Consider the following 22,772-nt stretch of genomic DNA (forward strand, 5'->3'; position numbering starts at 1 on the left):
GCGCTACGGCTGAGACTGCCGCGGGGTGAGTGTCATGCGCACGCGACCATCGCTCTCGCCTTCGCCGCTACGGCTCGAGCGAGCGCTCACGCGGCGCGAGTCGAGATAGTACTCGACGTAGGCGCCGTCGAACGTGTCACCGCCCTGGTGCAGCTCGGCGTTGCCGACCAGCTCCACGCGTCGCTCGGCGGCATGGTAGATGACGGTGTTGCCCCAGCCCTCGACCTGCGCCTCGTCCGGCGCGGGGGTCTGGGCGAGATAGGCCCGACCGCCACCGCCTCTGGCGGTCACCAGGCTCACCTGACCGTTGTCGCCGCGCCGGATATCGACCTGGGCGGCGTTGAGTTTCATGCTGCCCTGCTGCATGTCGACGGTGCCGGAGTAGACCGCGGTGCCCTCGCGGTCGTCGATCTCCAGCTGGTCGGCGGCGATCTCGATAGGGGCACTGGCATCGCCGTCGAGGGCGAAGGCCGGGGTGACGGGCAGGCATAGCGCCGTCAGCATCAGCAGGGGGCCGAGTTCTCGCCTCATGATCATTGATCCTCAGGTTGCTGGGGCAGGTAGCCTTTGACGTCGTTCGTCAGGCGCATGCGGTTGTCATCGATCCAGGCATCGAAGCGTTCGCCGCTCATGCGCTGATCATGCTGGCTCAAGACCGACGGCGTGTCACTCCAGGCGTGGGCATCCTGATTGTCGTAGTGCAGCGTCTGGGTGGCGAGTTGCCAGGCCTGATCGGGCTGCACGAGGCGTGCATCGCCCTCGAGGGTGAGCGCTTCGCCGCCGCGTAGCAGCCGGGCGCTTTCGCTGGTGATCTGCCACTGACGCTCGTCGCTGTCGATGAGATAGCCGTGGGGTGTCTCGGCGCGAATGACGTCGTCGGCAGGTGTGTGCACCATGCGCGGTGTCTCGAGCCGCTGATAGGGGCGGCCATCGGCATCGAATCGCGTCAGGCTCGCGTCCTCCAGGTAGTAGTCAGGCTCGCCCGCTTCGTTGCCGGGTACCGGCTCGTCCTGTTGCTCGCCGCGCTGGTCCAGCCAGGCCAGGCCGCCACCGAGCAGCAGCAGGATCGCGACGAGGCCGAGTCGACGGCCCCACGGCGATTGCCATCTCGCGGTCTGTTTCACGCAGTCTCCTCGCAGGTCGGGCCGATCAAATGACGCCGCTTCGCAACAGGTCGTGCATGTGCAGGGCGCCGACGGGGAAGCCGTTCTCCACTACGGCGAGTGCGGTGATACGGTTGTCTTCCATGATACGCACCGCCTCGGCGGCAAGCATGTCGGGAGCGGCGGTCTTGCCGCCGCGGGTCATGACGTCGTCGACGCGAAGCGTTGCGAAGTCGCCGCGCTGGTCCAGCGTGCGGCGCAGGTCGCCGTCGGTGTAGACACCGGCGAGGCGACCGTGTTCATCCACCACGCAGGTAAAGCCCATTCCCTTGTGGGTCATTTCCAGTAGCGCCTCTCGCAGCGGACTGCCGGCGGGAACGCTCGGCAGGCGAGCGTCGCTGTGCATCAGATCGCGGACTCGGAGCAGCAGTCGTTTGCCCAGCGTGCCGCCGGGATGAGAGAGCGCGAAATCCTCGGCGCTGAAGCCGCGTGCCTCGAGTAGCGCCAGTGCCAGGGCGTCGCCCATGGCGAGCGCAGCGGTGGTCGACGACGTGGGGGCGAGGTCGTGGGGGCACGCCTCGCGGGAGACGCCGACGTCGATGTGCACGTCGCTGTAGCGGGCGAGCGTCGAACGCGCGCGACCCGTGAGGCTCACCAACGGCGTTCCCAGGCGCTTGAACAACGGCAGCAGCCCGGTGATCTCCTGGGTCTCCCCGGAATTGGAGAGGGCGACGACCACGTCGTCACCGGTGATCATGCCGAGATCGCCGTGGCTCGCTTCGCCGGGATGTACGTAGAACGCCGGCGACCCGGTGCTGGCGAAGGTGGCCGCCATCTTGCGGGCAATGTGCCCGGATTTGCCCATGCCGGTGACGATGAGCCGGCCACGGCAGGCCATCAATGTCTCGCAGGCGCGATCGAAAGCGGCGTCGAGCTTATCGACGAGTTCGCCGATCGCCTGCTGCTCGAGCGTCAGCGTATGGCGGGCGCTGGCGCGAAAGTCGAATTGGGAGTGTGTCATCGGTAGCCCGCAATCTCGTCGGCCGGATAGGCGCCGAAGCCTGACGAGATCAGTCTGAGTCGAGAGTGTGGCGAGGGAGTATACCTACGATCGCAGCGGGATTCGTCCCCCGACGACGCCGGGTGTTCGGTCGTCAGCGCGGATGCGGCACGCGTTCGCGCCGCCTCTGATGGAACGACTGGCGCGCGAGTCACGGATGCCGGACGTTGAGGCGGTTCGACGCGCGGGTGTTTGCCGACTACGTTGCGGTATTCCGTCTACGTGGTCGTGGCGTCGGTTCGGTGCTCGATGCGCTAGAGCCGAGTGACGCCGGTGGACCGGCACCGGACGCCGACGTTCTGGCGGTGCGCCTCGCATCGACGATCCGATGGCGTATCGATCAGCGACTGGGCGCCTTCGCTCAGGTTAAGATACAATGTTCGATAATATTCCAGCTCCCCAACGGTGGATGATGCATGAATGACCCGATCATGATCGAGGTCAAGGATCTGCACTTCAGGCGCGGCAAGACTCAGATCTTTCGCGGCGTCGACCTTCAGATTCCTCTCGGTAAAATCACGGCCATCATGGGCCCGAGCGGTACCGGCAAGACGACGCTGCTCAAACTCATTGGCGGCCAGCTGACGCCGGACCGAGGGCAGGTGCTCATCGACGGTCAGGACGTTCACAAGCTGTCTCGACGCTCGCTGTTCAAGCTGCGCCGGCGCATGGGCATGCTGTTTCAGAGCGGGGCGCTGTTTTCCGATCTCGATGTCTTCGAGAACGTGGCCTTTCCGCTGCGAATTCATACCGAGCTGCCCAATGCCATGATCCGCGACATCGTGCTGATGAAGCTGCAGGCTGTGGGGCTTCGCGGCGCGCGCCACCTGATGCCCTCCGAGCTCTCCGGCGGCATGGCGAGACGGGTGGCGTTGGCGCGCGCCGTCGCTCTCGATCCGGACCTGGTGCTCTACGACGAGCCCTTCGTGGGGCAGGACCCGATTTCGATGGGCGTGCTGGTCCAGCTGATCAAGAAGGTCAATCAGGCGCTGGGGCTGACCGCGATCATGGTCTCTCACGACATCAAGGAGGCGCTCTCCATCGCCGACTATGTCTACATCATCGCCGACGGTCAGGTGATGTCCCACGGCACACCCAGCACGCTGGACGTGAACGACGACGCGCACGTGCGTCAGTTCGTGCACGGTGAGCCGGACGGGCCGGTACCGTTTCACTATCCGGCGCCCGATTTCTACGACGATATCCTGGCACCGGCGGGGCAGTTTTCATGATCGATCGTATCGCTTTGCTCGGCCGGGGCACGCTGGAGATGCTCGCAGCAGTCGGGCGTGCCGGGCTCTTTCTCGTTCAGTCCATCATCTGCCTTCCCTCTCGGGAAGGTCTTCATCTCTGGCTTCGGCAGATGCACTTCGTCGGGGTGATGTCGGTTGCCATCGTGCTGGTCTCGGGGCTTTTCATCGGCATGGTGCTGGCGCTGCAGGGCTTCACGATTCTGGTCGGTTTCGGCGCCGATGAAGCGCTCGGACAGATGGTGGCGCTGTCGCTGGTGCGTGAACTCGCGCCGGTCGTGGCAGCACTGCTGTTCGCCGGACGAGCGGGCTCGGCACTCACCGCCGAGATCGGTCTGATGAAGGCGACCGAGCAGCTCACCAGCATGGAGATGATCGGTGTCGATCCGCTGCGGCGTATCGTGGCCCCAAGACTCTGGGCCGGCTTCGTATCGCTGCCGATTCTCACCGTCATCTTCGGCGTGGTGGGTATCTGGGGCGGCTATCTGGTCGGCGTGAAGTGGCTGGGCGTCTACGACGGCTCCTTCTGGAGCAACATGCAGGACAGCGTGAGCTTCGTCGGTGACGTGCTCAACGGCATGGTCAAGAGCCTGGTGTTCGGTCTGGTCGTGACCTGGATCGCAGTGTTCCAAGGCTACGACCTGATTCCGACCTCCGAAGGCATTTCACGCGCGACCACCCGCACGGTCGTGTACGCCTCGCTGGCGGTGCTGGGACTCGATTTCGTACTTACCGCCTTGATGTTTGGAGATTTGGGATGAAGCGCAATAGCTTACTCGAGCTGGGAGTCGGCATCTTCATGCTGGCGGGGATTCTGGGGCTGGTATTTCTGGGGCTGCGCGTCAGCGGCCTCGGGGTAGGCGTGCCCAACGATACGTTCACGCTGAACGCGAACTTCTCCAACATCGGCGGCCTGCGGCCCAATGCCAAGGTCACCATGGCCGGCGTGCGCGTCGGCAAGGTCACCGATATCGAGCTCGATCCGAAATGGTTCGATGCCAAGGTGATCATGGAGCTCGATTCGGAGTACGACGGCAAACTCTCCGAAGACACGACCGCGGCGATATTGACGTCGGGGCTGCTGGGCGAGCAGTACATCGGCCTGACAGTCGGCGGCGCGCCGGATACGCTTCACGATGGAGACGTCATACGCGATACCCAGCAGGCGCTGGTGCTGGAGGAGTTGATCCAGCAGTTCGTATCCAACATGGCCAATTGATAGGACAAGGAGTCGATCATGAAAACGTCATTTGCCTCAAACCGCGGCGGTTTTGCCGTCGCAGCCGTACTCTTCTCGACCCTGCTGGCGCTCTTTGCCGGTACCGTGCAGGCCCAGGAGCGTTCGGCAGAAGCGGTCGTGCGTCAGAGCGTCGATTCGCTGATGAACGAAATCGACGGCAAGAAGGACTACTACGCCAGTCATGAAGGCGAACTCGCCTCGCTCGTCGACAGCAACATGGAAGACGTCGCCGATTTTCGCTACATCGGTGCCAGTGTGATGGGGCGTTACTTCAGCGCGGCGACGCCGGAGCAGCGTTCGCGCTTCGTCAACGTCTTTCGCAAGACGCTGATCGATACCTATGCCAAGGGTCTGGTGACGTTCGACTATGAGACGCTGAACGTCAAAGCGAACGACGACGCCGGGCGCTACGAGGATCAGGAGTCGGTGGGCATGGACGTGGTCTCCACCAGCGGCCAGACCTACCCGGTCAGTTTCACGATGCGTGAGAGCAATGGCGAGTGGAAGGTCATCAACGTGATCGTCAACGGGATCAATCTGGGGCTGACCTTCCGCAACCAGTTCGACCAGGCAATGCGCGACAACAACCGTGACATCGACGCGGTCATCAACGGTTGGGCACCGGAAGTCGGCACCGAGGAGCTCGAGCAGGGCGGCGACTCTTGAGTCGGCTTCTCGAACGCGAGGATGCAACGCTCGACGTCGTCGACGAATGCGTCCTCACCATTCGGGGCGAAGCCGATTTCGATAGTGCCGGGCCGCTGGCCGAAGCGGGCCGCCAGTGGCTCGCCGATCAGGCGGCCGAGACCGAAGTCTCGTTCGATCTCACCGGCGTCGAAGTGGCGAGCAGCGCCGTGTTGAGCGTGCTGCTGGTATGGGTGAGGGGCGTACAGCATCACTCGCTGCGTCTCGAGCGCGTCTCGCTCTCGCAGCCGCTGCAGCGACTGATGGACATTACCGAGCTCTCGGCGCTGATGCCGGCTCGTGAGACGACCTGCGCCTGAGCGCGCCGGTTCACCTTGGCCCGTTTCGACGCGGCGGCCGATCTCGATCGGTCGCCGCGTTGTCGTTATGGGCTTGCAAGTCGCACCGGGGCCCCGCAGGCACCCCTGGAGATCGTGCGGGCGCTCGGTGTAACGAGTCCTGTGGCCTGTCGCCGCTCGACGTCACCCTGGCTGTCACGTTTTTGCATGGCACGGCGTCGCCAACCCGGGCCGCTTTCCGCTACCATGTGGCGCTTTCCGATCGTATTTGAACCAGCCGCCATCAGGGAGAGTGTTGCCATGCAACCCAGCGACGTCAAAAGCCGCCTCGAGGAGCGAATCGACGGCTGCGAATTTCATATCCAGGGCGAGGGCTGCAACTTCCAGGTGACCGCCGTGGGCGAGGTGTTCGACGGCATGAGCAAGGTCAAGAGCCAGCAGCTGATCTACGGCGCGCTCTCCGACGAGATCGCTTCGGGGGCGCTACACGCCGTCACCATCAAGACTTTCACGCCGGCCCAGTGGCAGAGCGCCCCGGACAACACCGGCCTCTGATCGTCGCCTCGCGGCCCCACGGGGTCGCTTCTCGTTCGAGTGCATAGCGAACCTTCATGGACAAGTTGATCATTACCGGTAACGGCCCGCTGAACGGTGAAGTCTGGGCCAGCGGCGCCAAGAATTCGGCGCTACCCATTCTGACCGCGACGCTGCTCGCCGACGAGCCGGTCACCATCGGCAATCTGCCGCACCTGCAAGACATCACCACGACGCTCGAGCTCCTCGGTCGTATGGGCATCGAGCCCGTCATGGGCGAGAAGATGAGCATTCAGATCGATGGCTCGCAGGTCCGCGACTGTCACGCGCCCTATGAGCTGGTCAAGAAGATGCGCGCCTCCATCCTCGTGCTCGGCCCCTTACTGGCGCACTTCGGGACGGCCGACGTCTCGCTGCCCGGCGGTTGCGCCATCGGCTCGCGACCGGTGGATCTGCACATTCGCGGGCTCGAGGCGATGGGGGCGGAGATCCGCGTCGAGAGCGGCTACATCCGCGCGCGCGTCGATGGCCGCCTCAAGGGTGCGACCATCTTCTTCGATACGGTGACGGTGACCGGCACGGAGAACCTGCTGATGGCGGCGACCCTCGCGGAGGGGACGACGGTGCTCGAGAATGCCGCCCGCGAGCCGGAAGTCGTCGATTTGGCCGAGTGTCTGATCGCCATGGGGGCGAACATCCGCGGTCACGGCACCGACACCATCACCATCGAGGGCGTCGAGCGTCTTCACGGCTGCCACTACGACGTGATGCCCGACCGTATCGAGACCGGCACCTTTCTGGTGGCCGGGGCGGCGACCGGCGGGCGGGTGCGTGTCCGCAACGCCCGCGCGGACATCATGGAGGCGGTGATCAGCAAGCTCGAAGAGGCCGGGGCGACCGTCACGGCCGGCGAGGGCTGGATCGAACTCGACATGCAGGGCCGCCGTCCCAAGGCCGTCAACGTTCGCACGGCGCCGTATCCTGCTTTTCCCACCGACATGCAGGCGCAGTTCGTGGCGCTCAATGCGGTCGCCGAGGGGACGGGAACGGTGGTGGAAACGATCTTCGAGAATCGTTTCATGCACGTGCAGGAACTCAACCGCATGGGGGCGCAGATCGCTCTCGAGGGCAATACCGCCGTGGTCACCGGCGTCGACCGCCTCTCCGGGGCGCCGGTCATGGCGACCGATCTGCGCGCCTCGGCGAGCCTGGTAGTGGCGGCAATGGTCGCCGGTGGCGAGACCCTGGTGGATCGCATCTACCATATCGACCGCGGCTACGAGTGCATCGAAGAGAAACTGCAGCTGCTGGGTGCGAAGATCCGCCGCGTACCGGGCTAGCGAATCGCGCGGCGGCGCCCTGGGCGTCACCGCGGGGATCGAACCGAACGACCGTAGATGGATGACATGAGCGATCAACTGATAGTCGCGCTCTCCAAGGGAAGAATTCTCGAGGAGACGCTCCCGCTGCTGGCGGACGCCGGCATCGTGCCCGCCGATGACTTCGGCAAGAGCCGCAAGCTGCTGTTCGACACCAACCTCGAGCACGTCAAGCTGGTGGTGATTCGCGCCGTCGACGTGCCGACCTACGTCCAGCTCGGCGCCGCGGATCTGGGCATCGCCGGCAAGGACGTCCTGCTCGAGCACGGCGCCGACGGGCTCTACGAGCCGCTGGATCTGGGTATCTCGCGCTGCCGACTGATGACCGCGGGGATCGTGGGCGCCTCGCCGGCGCGTGCCCGGCGGCGGGTGGCGACCAAGTTCGTCAACGTCGCCCGACGTTATTATGCCGAGCTGGGTATCCAGGCCGAGGTGATCAAGCTCTACGGCGCCATGGAACTCGCGCCGCTGATGAACCTGGCCGACGAGATCGTCGACATCGTCGACACCGGCAATACGCTGCGCGCCAACGGCATGGAGCCGCGCGAGCTGATCGAGAACATCAGTACGCGGCTGGTGGTCAACAAGGCGTCGATGACGATGAAGCACGCCGAACTCAAGCCGCTCATCGAGCGTCTGCGCACGGCGGTCACCGCGCGCGAGCAGAACGTTTGACGCCAGTCGCTCACCGCTGCCGAATGAATCGCCCGGCGGCGGGGCGCTCGCCCCCAGTCAGTCAGTAGCCAGTAGCGTCTTTTCGATACCGTCCCGTGGCGCAAGCCTGCGCCGTCGCCTTTGAGAGAATGTCATGAGTCCATCGCGCCCCCTCGCTCGCCTGTCCACTCAGGATGCCGACTTCGACTCGCGCCTCGAGGCGCTACTGGCCTGGGAGGGCGTTTCCGACCACGAGATCGGTTCCCGGGTCGATGAGATCATCGCCGGCATTCGCGCCCGGGGGGATGCCGCGCTGATCGAGTACACCAATCGTTTCGATCGTCTGAACGTGGCGGACGTCGCGGCACTCACGCTCCCCCGTGAGCGCCTCGCGCGGGCCTTCGCCGCGCTACCGGAGACGCAGCGCGAAGCGCTCGAGCATGCCGCCGAGAGAATTCGCCGTTACCACGAGCATCAGAAGCCGAGTTCGTGGCAGTACGAGGAGGCGGACGGCACGCTGCTGGGTCAGAAGGTGACGCCGATCGACCGCGTCGGCATCTATGTGCCGGGCGGCAAGGCGGCCTATCCCTCCTCGGTGCTGATGAACGCCATTCCCGCAGCGGTCGCCGGCGTGAGCGAGATCGTGATGGTCGTGCCTACGCCGGACGGCGTGCTCAACGATCTGGTGCTGGGGGCGGCGCACCTCGCCGGTGTCGAGCGGGTCTTCACGGTGGGCGGTGCCCAAGCGGTCGCGGCGCTCGCCTACGGCACCGAGAGCGTGCCGCGGGTCGACAAGATCGTCGGGCCGGGCAATATCTACGTGGCGACCGCCAAGCGCGCGGTGTTCGGTCAGGTGGGGATCGACATGATCGCCGGACCTTCCGAGATTCTGATCGTCTCCGACGGCGTCACCGATCCCGAGTGGCTGGCGATGGATCTCTTCTCTCAGGCCGAGCACGACGAGGATGCCCAGGCGATGCTGATCGGTTGGGACGCGGCACATCTCGACGCCGTGGAGGCCGCCATCGAACGCCTGCTGCCGACGATGGAGCGCGAAGCGATCATTCGCGAATCGCTCTCGCGCCGCGGGGCGCTGATTCGCTGTCAGAGTGAGGAGGAGGCCATCGCCATCGTCGATCGCGTCGCCCCCGAGCATCTCGAACTCTCCGTCGAGGCACCGCAGGCAATGGCTGAACGCGTGCGCCACGCCGGCGCGATCTTCATGGGTCGCTATACGGCAGAGGCGCTGGGGGATTACTGCGCCGGGCCGAACCACGTTCTGCCCACCTCCGGCACCGCCCGTTTCTCCTCGCCGCTGGGCGTCTACGACTTCCAGAAGCGGTCCTCGCTGATCCAGTGCTCGCCGGAAGGCGCCGACCGCCTGGGGCGCACGGCTTCCGTGCTCGCCCGCGGCGAGTCGCTCACCGCTCATGCCCGCTCGGCCGAGAGTCGTTTCAAACGCTGATCGACCCAACGCGGTCGGCCGTCATCGGGCGGTCGATCCTGTTCGACCGGCCTACCTGGATTGTGGCCCAGCTATCACCGGGCGCCGCGCCCGAACCGCTTCGATCGTGATGTTCGTGACGCGCGACGCTCCGGGCTCGCTACAGCGATAGCTCGCTGTCAGGTGATTGAAGCGCGGGGATCATCGAAGAGGGCGGCCACGCCGCCGCTTCCGAGCTGGCGTTGCTTTCTGGCATTGCCGGCTCGTCGGCGTTTTCATTGTCGGGGCCGCGTGGGGCGCCTTCTGGGGCCGCCGGTGGCGTGACCTCCCCCTTGTCGTTCTCTTCCGTCTCCGGGGCGGGGGTGCCGTCGGCCTCTTCGGCATCGCCCGGTTCGGGGCGCTCGCCCACCGTCACCATGACTTCCCGTTGCTGCCCGCCGCGAATCAGCGTGACGGGCAGCCGCGTGCCGGGGGCGATCTCGGCGATATCGACCATGGTATCGCGCGGATCACGAATGGGGGCGCCATCGATCGAAATCAGAATGTCCCCCGGTTGGAGGCCCGCCTCGTCTCCCGGCCCGTCGTCGATCACGTTGGCGATGATCACTCCGCTCAACGTCTTCAGGCCGAACGAGGTGGCGAGGTCCGGTGTCATCTGCTGAGCGTCGACACCCAGCCAGCCGCGAATCACCCGACCGTGCGTCACGATGTCCGCCAGGATGTCGCGGGCCACGTTGGCCGGAATGGCGAAGCCGATGCCCTGAGAGCCACCGGAGCGGGAAAATATCGCCGTGTTGATGCCGATCAGGGCACCGTTAGCGTCGACCAGCGCACCGCCCGAGTTGCCCGGGTTGATCGCGGCGTCGGTCTGTATGAAATCTTCGTAGGCGTTCAGGCCGAGATGATCACGTCCGGTGGCGCTGATGATGCCCATGGTCACCGTCTGTCCGACGCCGAACGGGTTGCCGATCGCGAGCGTCACATCGCCGATGGCGACGTTTTCCGAGTCACTCAATTTGATAACGGGGAGATCGTCGAGGGTGATCTTGAGCACGGCGAGATCGCTGTCGGGGTCGGTGCCGATGACCTGGGCGATCGCTTCGCGGCCGTCGCGCAGGGCGATCTGAATCTGGTCGGCGTCGTTGACGACGTGGTTGTTGGTCAGGATATAGCCGCTCTCGCTGACGATGACGCCGGAACTCAGGCTCGACAGCATGCGCTGGCGCTGAGGCATGTCGCGACCGTAGAACTGGCGAAAGAAAGGGTCCGACATCAGAGGATGCTGATTGACGTCGACCTCCCGCGAGGAGTAGACGTTCACCACCGCCGGCGCGGCATAATTGACCGCCTGAGAGTAGCTCACCGGCCCCTGGCGCCGATCGAGAGCGGGGGCTTCGATCAGCTGGGGGGCATCGATGGGGGGCCCGGCAGTGTGACCGAGCAGGCTCGGGAAGGCGTAGAGCAGCGCCACGGCAAAGCCGATGCCGCAGAGCGCGGGCCAGAAATAGGCCAGAAAATGGCGGCGCATGCGCGGATCCTTGAATGACGGTGTGGCCGGGTGAGCCAATCCGTTCTTATCGTTCGACGGCTGGTACGAGAATGATGGTTTCCGCTACGTGGCGGCGCTGACACAATATCGCCAGCGATTCGCTGCGCGACGGTCATTCGTTACACGATCGTGCCGACGGCGAAACCGCGAAACGGGCGCTTCGCGATGATCGCTGCCGCCAAGCGAAACGCAAGAGTCTAGCACTCATCCTCATTCGACGCTGGAGCCGCCATGATTTCCCGAGATGCGCTGAACCAGGCGATGGATGCCGAATTGAAGGCATCGACGTTCAAGGACTACACCGTCAACGGTCTGCAGATCGAAGGCAGCGAGACGGTCAGTCGAGTGCTCAGCGGCGTGACGGCCTGTCAGGCACTGCTCGACGAGGCGGTCGCCTGGCAGGCGGACGCCGTACTGGTTCATCACGGCTACTTCTGGAAGAACGAACCCGTCGCGGTCACTGGCATGAAGCAGCGGCGCTTTGCCACGCTACTCAAAAACGGGATCAACCTGTTCGCCTATCATCTGCCCTTGGATGCCCATGTCTCACTGGGCAACAACGCCTGTTTGGGACGCCGCCTGGGGCTCGAGGTCGAGCGTTGTCTGGATGACGAGCTCGGCAAGGGTCTGCTGTGGTTCGGTCGGCCCGAGACGTCGCTGACCACTGAGTCACTCGGGGCGCGTGTCGAATCGGCCCTGGGTCGTAGCCCCACCGTGGTAACGGGTCACGAGGGAGAGATAGAGCGCATCGCCTGGTGTACCGGGGGGGCGCAGGACATGCTGCCGGCGGCGGCCGAGGCGGGGGCGCAGGCGTTCATCTCGGGTGAGATATCCGAACGCACTACACACATGGCGCGGGAGATGGGGATAACCTACGTGGCCGCGGGGCATCATGCCACCGAGCGCGATGGGGTCCGCGAACTCGGCGAGTGGCTCGCCACCCGTTTCGACGCGGAGCATCGGTTCGTGGATATCGACAACCCGGCGTGACCGCGGCACGTTTCGGCTCTAGGGTCTTTCATGCGGACGCGACGTGAATGCCGGGCGGGAAGCAAGCGGGTTGAGCGAGGGGGGAGCGAGAATGCGGCATTCAAGCCGGCCCTTAGTGACCGCTGACGCGGGGAGTGCAGGCGTCGAGCATCGGCTCGGGCCGGGTCGCGCCCGGCCGAGGTGTTGGTCGATCAGTAGCGCGGCGGGGAGGCGGTCTCGGATTCCTCGTTGCGTCGGCGCACGCCGAAATCTTCCGAGAGCGTTCCTTTGGCGCCGTCGGCATAGTCGCGCGGAACCTGCGGGGCATCGACCTCTTCGTCCTCCGTTTCGCCGCCATGCAGGCGGCGCTTGAGCTTGAGGTCGTCGACCAGCTTGTCGGCGCCATGGGCGAGATGGTGCTCGAGCTCCTGGCTCTGACGCTGAATGCTACCGGCAAGGTCAGCGACTTTGGAGAAATGGTCGTTGAGCGCGTCCTTGACCTGATTGAGTTCGAGCTCGGTCTGCGCCAGACGCTGGCGTACCTTCTGGTTGCGAGCGACATTGGCGTTGAGCAGGTGATAACAGAGGGCGCCGATGCCGATGCCCGCCAAGAAACAGGCGATCGCCAGAATCCAGTCGATGTTGCTTTCGTTCACAGTGCGCTCCTCATTGCCGCGTTGGCACGGCCGTTCGCGTGATGGGTACCGCGTAGTATATCGACTCGGTCGCTGATCGGGTCAAACCTCGAGGCGACCCCGGTGCTTCAAAACGCGACCCCGTGCCGCCGGCAGGGCGGTTTCGCGGCGATGGCGCAATCGGTGCGACTATCCCACGCCGAGGCGGCACTGTTAAGCCCGCCGACGGGCGCTATAATTTCGCTCCACGTTTTCATTTCGCACTCCACTTTCCGATCCGAGGCACGGCCCTGATATGAGTCCTTCGAGTTCCGCGACGTCTCACTCTCGCTCCCCGACGCCCATGGCGCGCTATCAGGCTGACCTAGAGCGCGAAGGATTCAGTCGCGATGCCGCTCAGGAAAACGCGGTTCAGCATCTTCAGCGGCTCTTCGACGATCTCGTCAGTACGCCGGCACCGAAGCCCTCCGTCGGCGGTGCGGGCGGAGAGTCGGCCCTGACCAAGGTGGCGGGACTGTTCGGCAAGCGTGGCAAGAGCGGCAAGAGTGACGATGCGCCGCCGGCCGTGCCCGCTATCACCGGGCTCTACTTCTGGGGCGGGGTAGGGAGGGGCAAGACTTATCTGGTCGATGTGTTCTTCGAGTCGCTGCCGTTCGAGCGCAAGATGCGCACGCACTTCAACCGCTTCATGCAGCGCGTTCATCGAGAGCTCGAGGCCCACAAGGGCGAGAAGAATCCGTTGACGCAGATCGCCGCGGAGTTCGCCAGCGAGGCGCGTGTCATCTGCTTCGATGAGTTCTACGTCAAGGACATCACCGACGCGATGATCCTTGGCAACCTGATGGAGGCCCTGTTCGCCCAGGGGGTGGTGCTGGTCGCCACCTCCAACATCGTGCCGGACGATCTCTACAAGGACGGCCTGCAGCGAGCGCGGTTCTTGCCGGCGATCGATCTCCTCAAGCGCCACTGCGAGGTGGTCAACGTCGATTCGGGGGTCGACTACCGGCTGCGCGCGCTCGAGCAGGTAGAGATCTTTCACTCGCCGCTGGACGAACAGGCCGAGTCGCAGCTGGCGAAGAGCTTTCGCTCGGTGGCCGGTCAGGAAGGCGAGAGTGACGTCACGTTGACGATCAATCATCGAACGCTCACCGCGCGACGTCAGCACGAAGGTGTCGCATGGTTCGATTTCAAGGTGCTCTGCGACGGCCCGCGCAGTCAGAATGACTACATCGAGCTTTCGCGGGAGTTTCACACCGTGCTGGTGTCCAACGTTCCGAAGATGGGCGCGGCCAGCGACGATCAGGCGCGGCGCTTCATCAGCATGGTCGATGAGTTCTACGACCGCGCCGTGAAGCTGCTGCTCTCCGCTGAGACCGACGTCGAATCGCTCTACGCCGGCGGTAATCTTGGTTTCGAGTTCGAGCGCACGCTGTCGCGCTTGCAGGAAATGCAGTCTCGAGACTATCTGGCACTGACGCACAAACCCTGACGGCGAGCCGGCTGTCGAAGGGCGCGCATCACTTGGACGGCGGGCGACGAATCTCTTTATTGGCAATCAGCGCTCGTGTACAATGCGCGCTCTTCGTTACGTTGCCCCTGGGCTCAGGCCTACGGCGAAGAGGGTCTCGAGCCGTTGCGCCGAGGCTCGCGGTCTCTTCTCGAGTTGAAGCGATCGCCTTCGGGTAACCCAAGAAAAATAGGGATGGCTAGAGGTGCGCCTCAGCCCAAACACGCTTATCTGGTGAAACACTCATGAAGACGTTTAGTGCCAAGCCGCAGACCGTGCAGCGCGACTGGTATGTCGTCGATGCAGCGGGCAAGACGCTCGGTCGTCTGTCGACGGAAATCGCTCGCCGCCTGCGTGGCAAGCACAAGCCGGAATACACCCCGCACGTCGACACCGGCGATTACATCGTCGTGGTCAACGCCGAGAAGGTGAAAGTGACCGGCAACAAGGCGCAAGCCAAGAACTACTATCGTCATACCGGTTATCCGGGTGGCCTGCGCTCCATGTCGTTCGAGAAGCTGATCGATCACGCCCCCGAGCGCGTCATCGAATCCGCCGTCAAGGGCATGCTGCCCAAAGGGCCGCTGGGTCGTGCCATGTACGCCAAGCTCAAGGTGTACGCCGGTACCGAACATCCCCACGCCGCGCAGCAGCCGCAAGAACTGAACATCTGAGGGTAGACCACCATGGCACAACAGTATTACGGCACCGGACGTCGCAAGACCTCCACCGCTCGCGTGTTCCTCAAGCCGGGCACCGGCAAGATCACCGTCAACGATCGTGAACTCGGCGATTTCTTCGGCCGTGTCACCGCGCAGATGGTTGTTCGCCAGCCGCTCGAGCTGACCGAAACGACCGGCCAGTTCGACGCCTTCATCACCGTCAAGGGTGGCGGCGGTTCCGCGCAAGCGGGCGCCATTCGTCACGGCATTACGCGTGCCCTGATGGAGTACAACGAAGAGCTTCGCAAGCCGCTTCGCGCCGCTGGCTACGTGACGCGTGACGCTCGCGAAGTCGAGCGTAAGAAGGTCGGTCTTCGCAAGGCGCGTCGTCGTCCGCAGTTCTCCAAGCGCTGATTCTTCGGAATCGCTCTTCGCGCTCGACGCCCGGCTGTTACAGCCGGGCGTTTTGTCGTTTGACGTCAGGCCCTGTGCGTCCGCTTCCCGGTCGCTCGCCGTGGCCAACAGCGTGTCGTGTTATCATGCGCAGCTCAATTAATGCGAGGAAAGTTTCATGGGTGTAGTGGCCAAGCGATCGTCGATGACCTTCTATTCCGGCAGCGATGACCATTTCAGTCACCGCGTGAGAATCGTGCTGGCCGAGAAGGGCGTGGCCGTCGATATCCTCGATGTCTCGGCGGAAGAGCACAATGCTGAGCTGGCCGACCTGAATCCGTACAACAGCGTACCGACACTGCTCGATCGCGATCTGGTGCTCTACGAGTCCAAGGTCATGATGGAGTATCTGGACGAACGTTTCCCGCATCCGCCGCTGCTGCCTGTCTACCCGGTCGCTCGCGCCCAGAGCCGTCTCTGGATGCATCGCATCGAGCGCGAATGGTGTCCGCTGGTCGAGCAGATTCAGCGCGGTCCCAAGAAAGAGTCCGAGAAGGCGCGCAAGGAACTGCGCGAGAGCCTGACCGGTATTTCCCCGATTTTCGAAGACATGCCCTATTTCATGAGCGATGAATTCACGCTCGTGGACTGCTGTATCGCCCCGATTCTCTGGCGCCTGCCGGCGCTCGGCGTCGAACTGCCCGAGAAGCAGGTCAAGCCGCTGATGGACTACATGGAGCGCGTCTTCGCGCGTGACACCTTCAAGGTGGCACTGTCCGAGTCCGAACGTGAGATGCGTAGCTGATCGGCATTCTTCGCTAGCCGCTCGAAAGGAGATCCCATGCTGACGAGCCGTCCCTACCTGGCCCGAGCCCTGTACGAATGGTTGCTCGACAATGACCAGACACCCTACATCGTCGTCGATGCCGGCAAGCCAGGCGTGCGCGTACCTCAGCAGTTCGTCCAGAACGGGCAGATCGTGCTTAACGTTGCGCCTGCTGCGGTTCGGGATCTGTCGATCGACAATGCGGCCGTGACGTTCGGCGCCCGCTTCAGCGGTCAACCGATGCAAGTGATCGTACCGACGGATGCGCTGATTGCGATCTACGCCCGCGAAAACGGTGTCGGCATGGTGTTCGGGCAGGAGCCCGTCATGCCTGACCACGCGAGTGAAGCGGATGCGGAGCTCGAAGAGGAAGGGCAGGAGCGGCCGACACTCGAGAGCATCGAACGACGCAGTGACGCGCCTGCAGACGACAAGCCGGACGCCGACAGTGATGATACTGACGGCAAGCCGGATCGAGGCAAACCCTCGCTGCGTATCGTCAAGTAAGCGCTCGAGAACGCGAGTCGGATAGGTCCCTTACGCGGCCGGACTCGATGTCACGACGACAAAAAAACCACCCCGGTGACCCGGCGGTGGTTTTTTTGTGTCCGTCTGGGGGCGTCTGGCTCAGTCGAGGTATTCGAAGACCTTGACGATGCGCTGGACTCCACCGACTCCGGAGGCGGCAGCCACGACTTCGCTGGCCTGTGCCTGAGACACCATGCCCATGAGATAGACGGTGCCATTTTCCGTGATCACACGAATGAGATTGGCGTCGACCTGATCGTTGGCAACGAGATTGGCCTTGATGCGTCCCGTGATCCAGGTGTCGTTCATGCGCTGACTGATCGGCGTGTTGGCGGAAACCATCAGTTCGTTGTGAATCTGGCGCACGCTGCGAACGTTGCGCGCAATCTCCCCGGCCTTCTGCTTGAGCTCGTCGCTGGGCACTTGGCCCGTGAGCAGGACGTTGCTGTTGTAGCTGTCGACGTTGACGTGAGTGTCGCCGAAGCGCGCGTCGGTTGCCTCGAGGCTATCGAAGATCTTGCTCTGAATGGTGCTGTCTTCGACTTCGGCGCCCGGCGTGCGCTCGTTGTAGTTCTCCTTCGGTCCTTCGCTGGCGCAACCGCCGAGAGAGAGCAGGGCGACGAGGCAGGAGGAGACGATCAGGGTCTTTTTCATGAGGCTTACTCGTTGCTGCCAAAAAGCTGTTCGTCGATCAGATCACACAAACAGTGAATGACCAAGAGGTGTACTTCCTGAATGCGCGCCGTCGAGGTCGCGGGAATTCGAATCTCGCAGTCTTCTTGACCCAGCAGCGACGCCATGTCGCCGCCATCGCGACCGGTCAGGGCGACGATGCTCATCTCGCGGTCGTGGGCGGCCTGGATCGCCTGGACGATATTGGCCGAATTGCCGCTCGTCGATATCGCCAGGAGTACGTCGCCCGGCTGGCCGAGGGCGCGAATCTGCTTGGAGAAGACATCGTTGTAGCTGTAGTCATTGGCGATGGACGTTAGCGTCGAGGTGTCCGTGGTCAGCGCCAGCGCCGGCAGGCTCGGGCGTTCGCGCTCGAACCGGTTGAGCAGCTCGGACGAGAAGTGCTGGCTATCACCGGCGCTGCCGCCGTTGCCGCAGGCCAGAATCTTACCTTCGCTGACCAGGCACTGAACCATCATCTGGCTGGCGACTTCGATGAAGGGGGGAAGAACTTCGCTGGCGTAAGTCTTGGTATCGATGCTGGCGTTGAAGTGATCGAGAATGCGCGATTGAAAATCCATGAGAAGCCTATTGGGCGATCAATATGCGTCGAAGGCGGCCTGAATCCATTCGAATTCCAGCGCGGGCGCCTGGCCCGTCACGCCGACGACATCGAAGCGGCACGGGCATGATAGCCGCTGCGTCTGAAGATAAAAACGCGCCGCCTTGACGATGCGGCGCTGCTTGGCGGGTGTGACGGTCTCCAGCGGATGGCCGTAGCGGGTGTCGCGACGATGGCGTACCTCGACGAAGACCAGGGTCTGGCCGTGCCACAGGATCAGGTCGATTTCGCCGCCCTTGGCATGCTGGTTGCTGGCAACGAGCGTCAGGCCGCGCTCGGTGAGCCAGTGCGCCACTTGCTGCTCGACCTGTTCGCCGCGAAAGCGGGGATCAGAGCGAGGCATCGCCGTTGAAACTCTCGTCGTCGAGGCCGTTGAGCGGCTGTCCGGAGGGTGGCACGGCGCCACTGGGCTGTTCGCCATCGCCGCCACCTCGGTTTCCGGTATCGAGAACCGGGCCGGGCGTCAGCGCCGGGTTGGGGGCTGTCAGCAGCGGCTGAGGCGCCCCGGATTGGAATACCGCCCAGGGTAGCGTCCGTCGGATCCGACCATCGTCCTGCGCTTCCAGGTTGCCCGTCGCGCCGAACAGCTGAGTGTTGGGCAGGGCGCGGAAGACCGGCAGGCGCCGCGCCAGCTCGAACGCGTCGACGCCCATGGCATTGAGCTTGAGCAGGCCGGGATCGCCGTCGCTCGACAGGCGGCGATAGGTCGATACGAAGGGCAGGGCATCGGTTCCGCCGACGGCGGCATCCGGAATCATCCAGGGGACATCCACGAACTGAACGTCGTCGAGGTCGTGATCGGCGCGGGGCTGTGGCGAGCCCTCGTAGAGGTGCGACGTCGCATAGATCGGCAGCGTGCTGGCGTAATAGAAGTCGAGCGTCGGTGGTATCTGGCGGGCATAGCTCGGCAGTGCTAGCAAGAAGAGCATGTCCATGTCGGTGCGCTTGCCGTCGAGAAGGTTGCGCACCGCGCTGGCAACGGAGCCGGAGGGGTCATAGCTCACGACCGAGGCGATCTGGCCGCCTTCGTTCTCCCAGCGCTGTCGAAACGCCGCGAGAATCCGCGAGCCCCACTCGTTGCTCGGCACCATCACGCCGGCGCGACGTCGTCCGTCCTGATAGGCGCGCTGAGCGACCTGACGCGCCTCATCTTCGGCGGAAAGGCCGTACTGGAACAGATCGCTTGCCTGATTGCGCGGGTGCTCGCCATAGTTGAGCGCCAGCGTCGGGAGCGGCACGCTGTCGCGTGTCTCCAGCTCACTGACGGTGTCCTTGTCGAGGGGGCCGAGCACTGCCTGTGCCCCGTTCATGGTCGCCTGTGCGTAGAGCGCATCGATGTTCTGCTGGCTCGAGTCGACGAAAGTCAGGGCCGGGACGCTCTCGCCCTGGGTGCGAGCGTCACTGGCGCGAGCCTCGATACCCTGGCGAATGGCCGAGGCGATATTGGCAAGCGGTCCGCTCTCCGGCAGCAGCACGGTAACGCGCTCCACTTCCTGGCCTTCCAGCTGGCGAAGCGCGTTGAGATCCTTCGGCAGGCGGCGATTGGCAGGGTGGTCAGGATAGCGGCTGCTCCATTGGCCCAGCCGATCGAACAGGCTGCCGACATCGCCGCCGCTGGCGCGGTAGAGTCGGGCCAGTTCGACCCAGCCCTGGGTGAGGGGGTCGCTGCCGGACGCGGCCAGGGTGTCGAGAGCGGTAGGGCTGAGCTGAGACAGCGGTGCCCAGATATCGTCGGTCAGCTCATAGGGGGCGTCATTGCGCTGCAGTTGGATCAGCAGCTCCGCGGAGGCCTCGGGCTCGTTGATCAGGTTGAGAGCGATGCCGCGGCGATAGCGCAGGGTCTGCGCATCGCGGTCGGCAATCTCGATGCCGCTATCCAGGATGTCGGTGGCGCGGACGGTATTCCAGCCGTCTTTCTCGGCAAGGCCCGCGTCCGACAGCACCATGGCCCAGCGTACCCGCTCGGCGGGGGCGAGCGACTGCGGATCGATCTGGCTGGCGATGGCCAGTGCCTGCGCCGAATCGCCTTGGCGTGCTAGGATGTCGGCCGCTTCGAGCCGGGTCGAGGCCGCCTCCCCGCCGCTCTGCTGGTTCGCCTGCTCGAGCAGTGTCTGCGCATCCGGGCCACTGCTGCCCGGCATCATGCTTTGCCCCGCACAGCCGGCCAGCGCCAGCGTCGCCATCAATGGCAGAAGAAATCGCCGCAGCGAATAACCCATAGTGTCTGTCCCTTTACCTGTACGAGGCGCGCCTTTCGCAACGCGACGTCGCGATCGCTGCCGTCGAGCCGGCGTGAAGGCGGCTCGAACCCGTGTCCCTGTGGCGTCGACGCTCGAAGCGTGACGTCGAGTGAGTCGCCATGACGCCCGGCGCACGGGCGCTCGCGACCCAGTTATCGCCTATCAACCCGGATGGTATCGAATGAGCGAGAGAAAAGAAGGCGTATTGTACGTGGTCGCCACGCCGATTGGGAATCTCGAGGACATGAGCGCACGCGCAGCGCGAACCCTCGCCGAGGTGGACGCGATCGCCGCCGAAGATACCCGGCATACCCAGCGGCTGCTGAAGCACCTGGGGGTCGAGCGACCGCTGCTCTCGCTGCACGAGCACAACGAGGCGGGGCGAGTGGATCAGCTTCGCGCGCGGTTGCTCGCCGGGGAGAGTCTGGCACTGGTCAGCGATGCCGGTACGCCACTGATCTCCGACCCCGGCTTCGTGCTGGTGCGCGAGCTGCGCCGGGCAGGCTGCCGTGTGGTGCCGATCCCCGGCCCCTGTGCGCTGGTCGCCGCGCTGAGCGTGGCCGGTCTGCCTACCGACCGCTTCACCTTCGAAGGATTCTTGCCGGCGAAGTCCGCAGCGCGCCGGCGCCAGCTGGAAGCGGGTGCGAGCCGCGAGGAGACGCGCGTGTTCTATGAGTCGCCGCACCGGATTCGCGATCTCCTCGAGGATGTCGCCACCACCCTCGGCGAGCGGCGCGTGGTGCTTGCCCGCGAGCTCACCAAGACGTTCGAGACGCTGCTCGACGGCAGCGCCGCGTCGCTGCTCGAGACCATCGCCGAGGACAGCGATCAGGCGCGCGGGGAGTTCGTGGTGATGCTCGCCGGCGCGCCCGCCGCCGATACCGCCGTCGACGACGCCGAAGGCGAAGCGCTGCTGCAGGCGCTCCTGGCGGAGGGCGTCGGCGTGAAGAGTGCGGCCGGGGTGGCCACGCGACTGCTGGGCGGCCGGCGCAAGCAGTGGTATCAGCTGGCGCTGACGCTCAAGGATGCACCGGGCGAGGGGTGAGGTTAGTGGCTGTTCGAGTGTCGGTGTCCGGCGACGCACGCCACGGCTCGATGCCGCGTCACTGCGGCCTTGAGAGGGGGGCGGGGGGCTGGTACTCTTGCGCGCTTGGGAGTCGGCCAGACAGTCGCCGCCGGTTGATCCGGGGGAGGAAAGTCCGGGCTCCATAGGGCGAGGTGCCAGGTAACGCCTGGGCGGCGCAAGCCGACGGCTAGTGCAGCAGAGAGTAGACCGCCTAAGCAGCGATTCGCTGCCGGTAAGGGTGAAAGGGTGCGGTAAGAGCGCACCGCGCGCCTGGTAACAGTGCGTGGCACGGTAAACCCCACCTGGAGCAAGACCAAATAGGGATCCTTAGGCGCGGCCCGCGCTGGATCCGGGTAGGTTGCTCGAGGGTCGTGGCGACGCGACCCCTAGATGAATGACTGTCCTCGACAGAACCCGGCTTATCGGCCGGCTCCCTCCTGTTCTATCGCCAACGCGACCGAGACCTCCATGCTGCACCGTGACAACGCTTCATCCCTCGCCGACGACGGTGCGGCCTCTCCCCGCGATTTTCGCCACACCAGTGTCCTGCTCGACGGCGCCGTGGATGCGCTGGTCCGCGATCCGTCCGGGCGGTATCTCGACGGTACCTTCGGGCGCGGAGGGCATACGCGCGCGATTCTCGAACGCCTCGATGCCGACGGACGTCTGCTGGCACTCGATCGCGACCCCGCAGCTCTCGCCGCCGGCGGCGATATCGATGACGCTCGCCTGAGTCTGCGTCGCGGCGTCTTCGCCGAGCTCGATCGTCATGCCGAGGAAACCGGCCTGCTCGGTCGACTCGACGGCGTGCTGCTGGACGTGGGGGTCTCCTCGCCGCAGCTCGACGATCCCGAGCGCGGTTTCAGCTTTCTGCGTGACGGCCCGCTCGACATGCGCATGGATCCCGAGTCCGGTATCGGGGCGGCGCAGTGGCTCGCGCGCACCGGCGCCGACGAAATGGCGAGGGTCTTCAAGACTTACGGTGAGGAGCGGTTCGCCAAACGTATCGCCCGAGCGCTCGTCTCGGCCCGCCAGGAGGCGCCGATCGAGCGCACCCACCAGCTCGCCGAGATCGTCAAGGCCGCGCATCCGGCGTGGGAGAAGCACAAGCACCCGGCAACACGGGTGTTCCAGGCGATCCGTATTCACCTCAACGACGAGCTGGGCCAGCTCGAGCGGGCGCTGGATGCCGCCCTGAACGCGCTGGCGCCGGGCGGACGACTGGTGGTGATCAGCTTTCATTCACTCGAAGACCGGCTAGTGAAGCGTTTCATTCGGGATCAGTCCCGCGGTGACACTCACTTGCCTCGCGGTATGCCGATACGCGAGGATCAGCTCAACAAGCGGCTCAAGCCGGTGGGCAAGGCGCTTCGGCCGGACGAGCACGAAGTCGAAATCAATCCCCGTGCGCGCAGTGCGGTAATGCGTATCGCCGAAAAGCTGGCGTGAGGAGCTC

Annotated in this window: 25 protein-coding genes, 1 other RNA gene and 1 pseudogene; 18 read left to right on the forward strand and 9 right to left on the reverse strand. The window is 64.5% G+C overall.

The features are described from left to right. Positions 1–3: 3 nt before the first annotated feature. From lptA to DOM33_RS09630, 3 genes are read right to left on the reverse strand one after another with little or no spacing between them, the layout of a single operon-like run. Positions 4–531 (reverse strand): lipopolysaccharide transport periplasmic protein LptA, encoded by a 528-nt coding sequence (lptA, locus tag DOM33_RS09620; RefSeq protein ID WP_110668253.1) that lies wholly within the window; start codon positions 529–531, stop codon positions 4–6. 2 nt (positions 532–533) lie between these two features. After that, complete coding sequence (gene lptC, locus DOM33_RS09625) at positions 534–1,124, reverse strand: LPS export ABC transporter periplasmic protein LptC (RefSeq protein WP_204352657.1); 591 nt, start codon at positions 1,122–1,124, stop codon at positions 534–536. Positions 1,125–1,149: 25 nt separating this feature from the next. Continuing rightward, positions 1,150–2,124: a KpsF/GutQ family sugar-phosphate isomerase gene (locus DOM33_RS09630; RefSeq protein ID WP_110668255.1), complete on the reverse strand. Its 975-nt coding sequence runs from the start codon at positions 2,122–2,124 to the stop codon at positions 1,150–1,152. A 455-nt stretch (positions 2,125–2,579) separates the two neighbouring features. On the opposite strand from DOM33_RS09630, the gene DOM33_RS09635 reads away from it, so the two are divergent. The 9 genes from DOM33_RS09635 to hisD all read left to right on the forward strand — a co-directional run bounded on the left by DOM33_RS09635 (position 2,580) and on the right by hisD (position 9,668). Beyond that, the gene (locus tag DOM33_RS09635; protein WP_110668257.1) at positions 2,580–3,395 is read left to right on the forward strand and encodes an ABC transporter ATP-binding protein; all 816 of its coding nucleotides are present in this window, start codon (positions 2,580–2,582) and stop codon (positions 3,393–3,395) included. After that, positions 3,392–4,174, forward strand: a complete 783-nt coding sequence (mlaE, locus tag DOM33_RS09640; protein WP_110668259.1) for a lipid asymmetry maintenance ABC transporter permease subunit MlaE — start codon at positions 3,392–3,394, stop codon at positions 4,172–4,174. Before DOM33_RS09635 ends, mlaE begins: the two co-directional genes overlap by 4 nt. After that, complete coding sequence (gene mlaD / locus DOM33_RS09645) at positions 4,171–4,632, forward strand: outer membrane lipid asymmetry maintenance protein MlaD (protein ID WP_110668260.1); 462 nt, start codon at positions 4,171–4,173, stop codon at positions 4,630–4,632. Before mlaE ends, mlaD begins: the two co-directional genes overlap by 4 nt. Positions 4,633–4,650: 18 nt before the next feature. Continuing rightward, positions 4,651–5,319, forward strand: coding sequence for an MlaC/ttg2D family ABC transporter substrate-binding protein (locus DOM33_RS09650; protein WP_110668262.1), 669 nt, complete (start codon positions 4,651–4,653; stop codon positions 5,317–5,319). Next, entirely contained in the window at positions 5,316–5,657 is a 342-nt protein-coding gene (locus DOM33_RS09655; protein WP_110668264.1) for an STAS domain-containing protein, read from the forward strand. The genes DOM33_RS09650 and DOM33_RS09655 overlap by 4 nt, the downstream gene beginning before the upstream one ends. Before the next feature lie 279 nt (positions 5,658–5,936). Continuing rightward, a complete protein-coding gene (locus DOM33_RS09660) occupies positions 5,937–6,191 on the forward strand; it encodes a BolA family protein (protein WP_110668266.1) in 255 nt (84 codons plus the stop codon). A gap of 56 nt (positions 6,192–6,247) precedes the next feature. After that, a complete protein-coding gene (murA, locus tag DOM33_RS09665) occupies positions 6,248–7,510 on the forward strand; it encodes a UDP-N-acetylglucosamine 1-carboxyvinyltransferase (RefSeq protein ID WP_110668268.1) in 1,263 nt (420 codons plus the stop codon). A gap of 66 nt (positions 7,511–7,576) precedes the next feature. Further along, the gene (hisG, locus tag DOM33_RS09670; RefSeq protein ID WP_110668673.1) at positions 7,577–8,224 is read left to right on the forward strand and encodes an ATP phosphoribosyltransferase; all 648 of its coding nucleotides are present in this window, start codon (positions 7,577–7,579) and stop codon (positions 8,222–8,224) included. 133 nt (positions 8,225–8,357) lie between these two features. Next, positions 8,358–9,668 (forward strand): histidinol dehydrogenase, encoded by a 1,311-nt coding sequence (gene hisD, locus DOM33_RS09675; RefSeq protein ID WP_110668270.1) that lies wholly within the window; start codon positions 8,358–8,360, stop codon positions 9,666–9,668. A gap of 346 nt (positions 9,669–10,014) precedes the next feature. Here the strand turns inward: hisD and DOM33_RS09680 are convergent. Then, positions 10,015–11,175: pseudogene (locus DOM33_RS09680) on the reverse strand (Do family serine endopeptidase); the annotation flags it as partial. Positions 11,176–11,427: 252 nt separating this feature from the next. Here DOM33_RS09680 and DOM33_RS09685 point away from each other — a divergent pair. After that, positions 11,428–12,186 carry a Nif3-like dinuclear metal center hexameric protein gene (locus DOM33_RS09685; protein WP_110668275.1) on the forward strand — a complete coding sequence of 253 codons (759 nt, stop codon included), beginning with the start codon at positions 11,428–11,430 and terminating at the stop codon, positions 12,184–12,186. 191 nt (positions 12,187–12,377) lie between these two features. Here the strand turns inward: DOM33_RS09685 and DOM33_RS09690 are convergent, their stop codons facing one another. Continuing rightward, a complete protein-coding gene (locus DOM33_RS09690) occupies positions 12,378–12,821 on the reverse strand; it encodes a Z-ring associated ZapG family protein (RefSeq protein ID WP_110668277.1) in 444 nt (147 codons plus the stop codon). Between the two features lie 322 nt (positions 12,822–13,143). On the opposite strand from DOM33_RS09690, the gene zapE reads away from it, so the two are divergent. From zapE to DOM33_RS09715, 5 genes are all read left to right on the forward strand, one after another. Further along, positions 13,144–14,289: a cell division protein ZapE gene (gene zapE, locus DOM33_RS09695; protein ID WP_110668279.1), complete on the forward strand. Its 1,146-nt coding sequence runs from the start codon at positions 13,144–13,146 to the stop codon at positions 14,287–14,289. A 263-nt stretch (positions 14,290–14,552) separates the two neighbouring features. Further along, the gene (rplM, locus tag DOM33_RS09700) at positions 14,553–14,981 is read left to right on the forward strand and encodes a 50S ribosomal protein L13 (protein ID WP_110668369.1); all 429 of its coding nucleotides are present in this window, start codon (positions 14,553–14,555) and stop codon (positions 14,979–14,981) included. 12 nt (positions 14,982–14,993) lie between these two features. Then, positions 14,994–15,383 carry a 30S ribosomal protein S9 gene (gene rpsI, locus DOM33_RS09705; RefSeq protein ID WP_110668370.1) on the forward strand — a complete coding sequence of 130 codons (390 nt, stop codon included), beginning with the start codon at positions 14,994–14,996 and terminating at the stop codon, positions 15,381–15,383. Positions 15,384–15,540: 157 nt separating this feature from the next. After that, positions 15,541–16,167, forward strand: coding sequence for a stringent starvation protein SspA (gene sspA / locus DOM33_RS09710; RefSeq protein WP_110668373.1), 627 nt, complete (start codon positions 15,541–15,543; stop codon positions 16,165–16,167). Between the two features lie 36 nt (positions 16,168–16,203). Beyond that, complete coding sequence (locus DOM33_RS09715; protein ID WP_110668375.1) at positions 16,204–16,695, forward strand: ClpXP protease specificity-enhancing factor; 492 nt, start codon at positions 16,204–16,206, stop codon at positions 16,693–16,695. 120 nt (positions 16,696–16,815) lie between these two features. Here the strand turns inward: DOM33_RS09715 and DOM33_RS09720 are convergent, their stop codons facing one another. Genes DOM33_RS09720 through DOM33_RS09735 form a run of 4 tightly spaced genes read right to left on the reverse strand, consistent with a single transcriptional unit; the run spans position 16,816 to position 20,229 of the window. Next, positions 16,816–17,370, reverse strand: a complete 555-nt coding sequence (locus tag DOM33_RS09720) for a BON domain-containing protein (RefSeq protein WP_110668376.1) — start codon at positions 17,368–17,370, stop codon at positions 16,816–16,818. 5 nt (positions 17,371–17,375) lie between these two features. Then, the gene (locus DOM33_RS09725; protein ID WP_110668378.1) at positions 17,376–17,969 is read right to left on the reverse strand and encodes a phosphoheptose isomerase; all 594 of its coding nucleotides are present in this window, start codon (positions 17,967–17,969) and stop codon (positions 17,376–17,378) included. An 18-nt stretch (positions 17,970–17,987) separates the two neighbouring features. Next, entirely contained in the window at positions 17,988–18,353 is a 366-nt protein-coding gene (locus DOM33_RS09730; RefSeq protein WP_110668380.1) for a YraN family protein, read from the reverse strand. Continuing rightward, the gene (locus DOM33_RS09735; RefSeq protein WP_110668382.1) at positions 18,340–20,229 is read right to left on the reverse strand and encodes a penicillin-binding protein activator; all 1,890 of its coding nucleotides are present in this window, start codon (positions 20,227–20,229) and stop codon (positions 18,340–18,342) included. The genes DOM33_RS09730 and DOM33_RS09735 overlap by 14 nt, the downstream gene beginning before the upstream one ends. Positions 20,230–20,431: 202 nt before the next feature. Here DOM33_RS09735 and rsmI point away from each other — a divergent pair, with 202 nt between their 5' ends. From rsmI to rsmH, 3 genes are all read left to right on the forward strand, one after another. Continuing rightward, positions 20,432–21,295 carry a 16S rRNA (cytidine(1402)-2'-O)-methyltransferase gene (gene rsmI / locus DOM33_RS09740; RefSeq protein ID WP_110668384.1) on the forward strand — a complete coding sequence of 288 codons (864 nt, stop codon included), beginning with the start codon at positions 20,432–20,434 and terminating at the stop codon, positions 21,293–21,295. A 108-nt stretch (positions 21,296–21,403) separates the two neighbouring features. Beyond that, an RNA gene (rnpB, locus tag DOM33_RS09745) (RNase P RNA component class A) lies at positions 21,404–21,754 on the forward strand. A gap of 30 nt (positions 21,755–21,784) precedes the next feature. Then, positions 21,785–22,765 carry a 16S rRNA (cytosine(1402)-N(4))-methyltransferase RsmH gene (rsmH, locus tag DOM33_RS09750; RefSeq protein WP_110668386.1) on the forward strand — a complete coding sequence of 327 codons (981 nt, stop codon included), beginning with the start codon at positions 21,785–21,787 and terminating at the stop codon, positions 22,763–22,765. The last annotated feature ends 7 nt before the right edge of the window (positions 22,766–22,772 follow it).

It is taken from the genome of Salinicola halophilus (assembly GCF_003206155.1).
Lineage (GTDB): Bacteria > Pseudomonadota > Gammaproteobacteria > Pseudomonadales > Halomonadaceae > Salinicola > Salinicola halophilus.

Excerpts from the sequence above, each read along its gene's own strand:
- hisD (WP_110668270.1), top strand. The coding sequence starts at position 8,358 with ATGAGTCCATCGCGCCCCCTCGCTCGCCTGTCCACTCAGGATGCCGAC.
- DOM33_RS09715 (WP_110668375.1), top strand. The coding sequence starts at position 16,204 with ATGCTGACGAGCCGTCCCTACCTGGCCCGAGCCCTGTACGAATGGTTG.
- DOM33_RS09660 (WP_110668266.1), top strand. The coding sequence starts at position 5,937 with ATGCAACCCAGCGACGTCAAAAGCCGCCTCGAGGAGCGAATCGACGGC.
- DOM33_RS09735 (WP_110668382.1), bottom strand. The coding sequence starts at position 20,229 with ATGGGTTATTCGCTGCGGCGATTTCTTCTGCCATTGATGGCGACGCTG.
- rpsI (WP_110668370.1), top strand. The coding sequence starts at position 14,994 with ATGGCACAACAGTATTACGGCACCGGACGTCGCAAGACCTCCACCGCT.
- murA (WP_110668268.1), top strand. The coding sequence starts at position 6,248 with ATGGACAAGTTGATCATTACCGGTAACGGCCCGCTGAACGGTGAAGTC.
- rplM (WP_110668369.1), top strand. The coding sequence starts at position 14,553 with ATGAAGACGTTTAGTGCCAAGCCGCAGACCGTGCAGCGCGACTGGTAT.
- lptA (WP_110668253.1), bottom strand. The coding sequence starts at position 531 with ATGAGGCGAGAACTCGGCCCCCTGCTGATGCTGACGGCGCTATGCCTG.
- hisG (WP_110668673.1), top strand. The coding sequence starts at position 7,577 with ATGAGCGATCAACTGATAGTCGCGCTCTCCAAGGGAAGAATTCTCGAG.
- rsmH (WP_110668386.1), top strand. The coding sequence starts at position 21,785 with ATGCTGCACCGTGACAACGCTTCATCCCTCGCCGACGACGGTGCGGCC.
- DOM33_RS09685 (WP_110668275.1), top strand. The coding sequence starts at position 11,428 with ATGATTTCCCGAGATGCGCTGAACCAGGCGATGGATGCCGAATTGAAG.
- DOM33_RS09720 (WP_110668376.1), bottom strand. The coding sequence starts at position 17,370 with ATGAAAAAGACCCTGATCGTCTCCTCCTGCCTCGTCGCCCTGCTCTCT.
- zapE (WP_110668279.1), top strand. The coding sequence starts at position 13,144 with ATGGCGCGCTATCAGGCTGACCTAGAGCGCGAAGGATTCAGTCGCGAT.
- sspA (WP_110668373.1), top strand. The coding sequence starts at position 15,541 with ATGGGTGTAGTGGCCAAGCGATCGTCGATGACCTTCTATTCCGGCAGC.
- mlaE (WP_110668259.1), top strand. The coding sequence starts at position 3,392 with ATGATCGATCGTATCGCTTTGCTCGGCCGGGGCACGCTGGAGATGCTC.
- DOM33_RS09650 (WP_110668262.1), top strand. The coding sequence starts at position 4,651 with ATGAAAACGTCATTTGCCTCAAACCGCGGCGGTTTTGCCGTCGCAGCC.
- DOM33_RS09725 (WP_110668378.1), bottom strand. The coding sequence starts at position 17,969 with ATGGATTTTCAATCGCGCATTCTCGATCACTTCAACGCCAGCATCGAT.
- rsmI (WP_110668384.1), top strand. The coding sequence starts at position 20,432 with ATGAGCGAGAGAAAAGAAGGCGTATTGTACGTGGTCGCCACGCCGATT.
- DOM33_RS09635 (WP_110668257.1), top strand. The coding sequence starts at position 2,580 with ATGAATGACCCGATCATGATCGAGGTCAAGGATCTGCACTTCAGGCGC.
- mlaD (WP_110668260.1), top strand. The coding sequence starts at position 4,171 with ATGAAGCGCAATAGCTTACTCGAGCTGGGAGTCGGCATCTTCATGCTG.
- DOM33_RS09630 (WP_110668255.1), bottom strand. The coding sequence starts at position 2,124 with ATGACACACTCCCAATTCGACTTTCGCGCCAGCGCCCGCCATACGCTG.
- DOM33_RS09730 (WP_110668380.1), bottom strand. The coding sequence starts at position 18,353 with ATGCCTCGCTCTGATCCCCGCTTTCGCGGCGAACAGGTCGAGCAGCAA.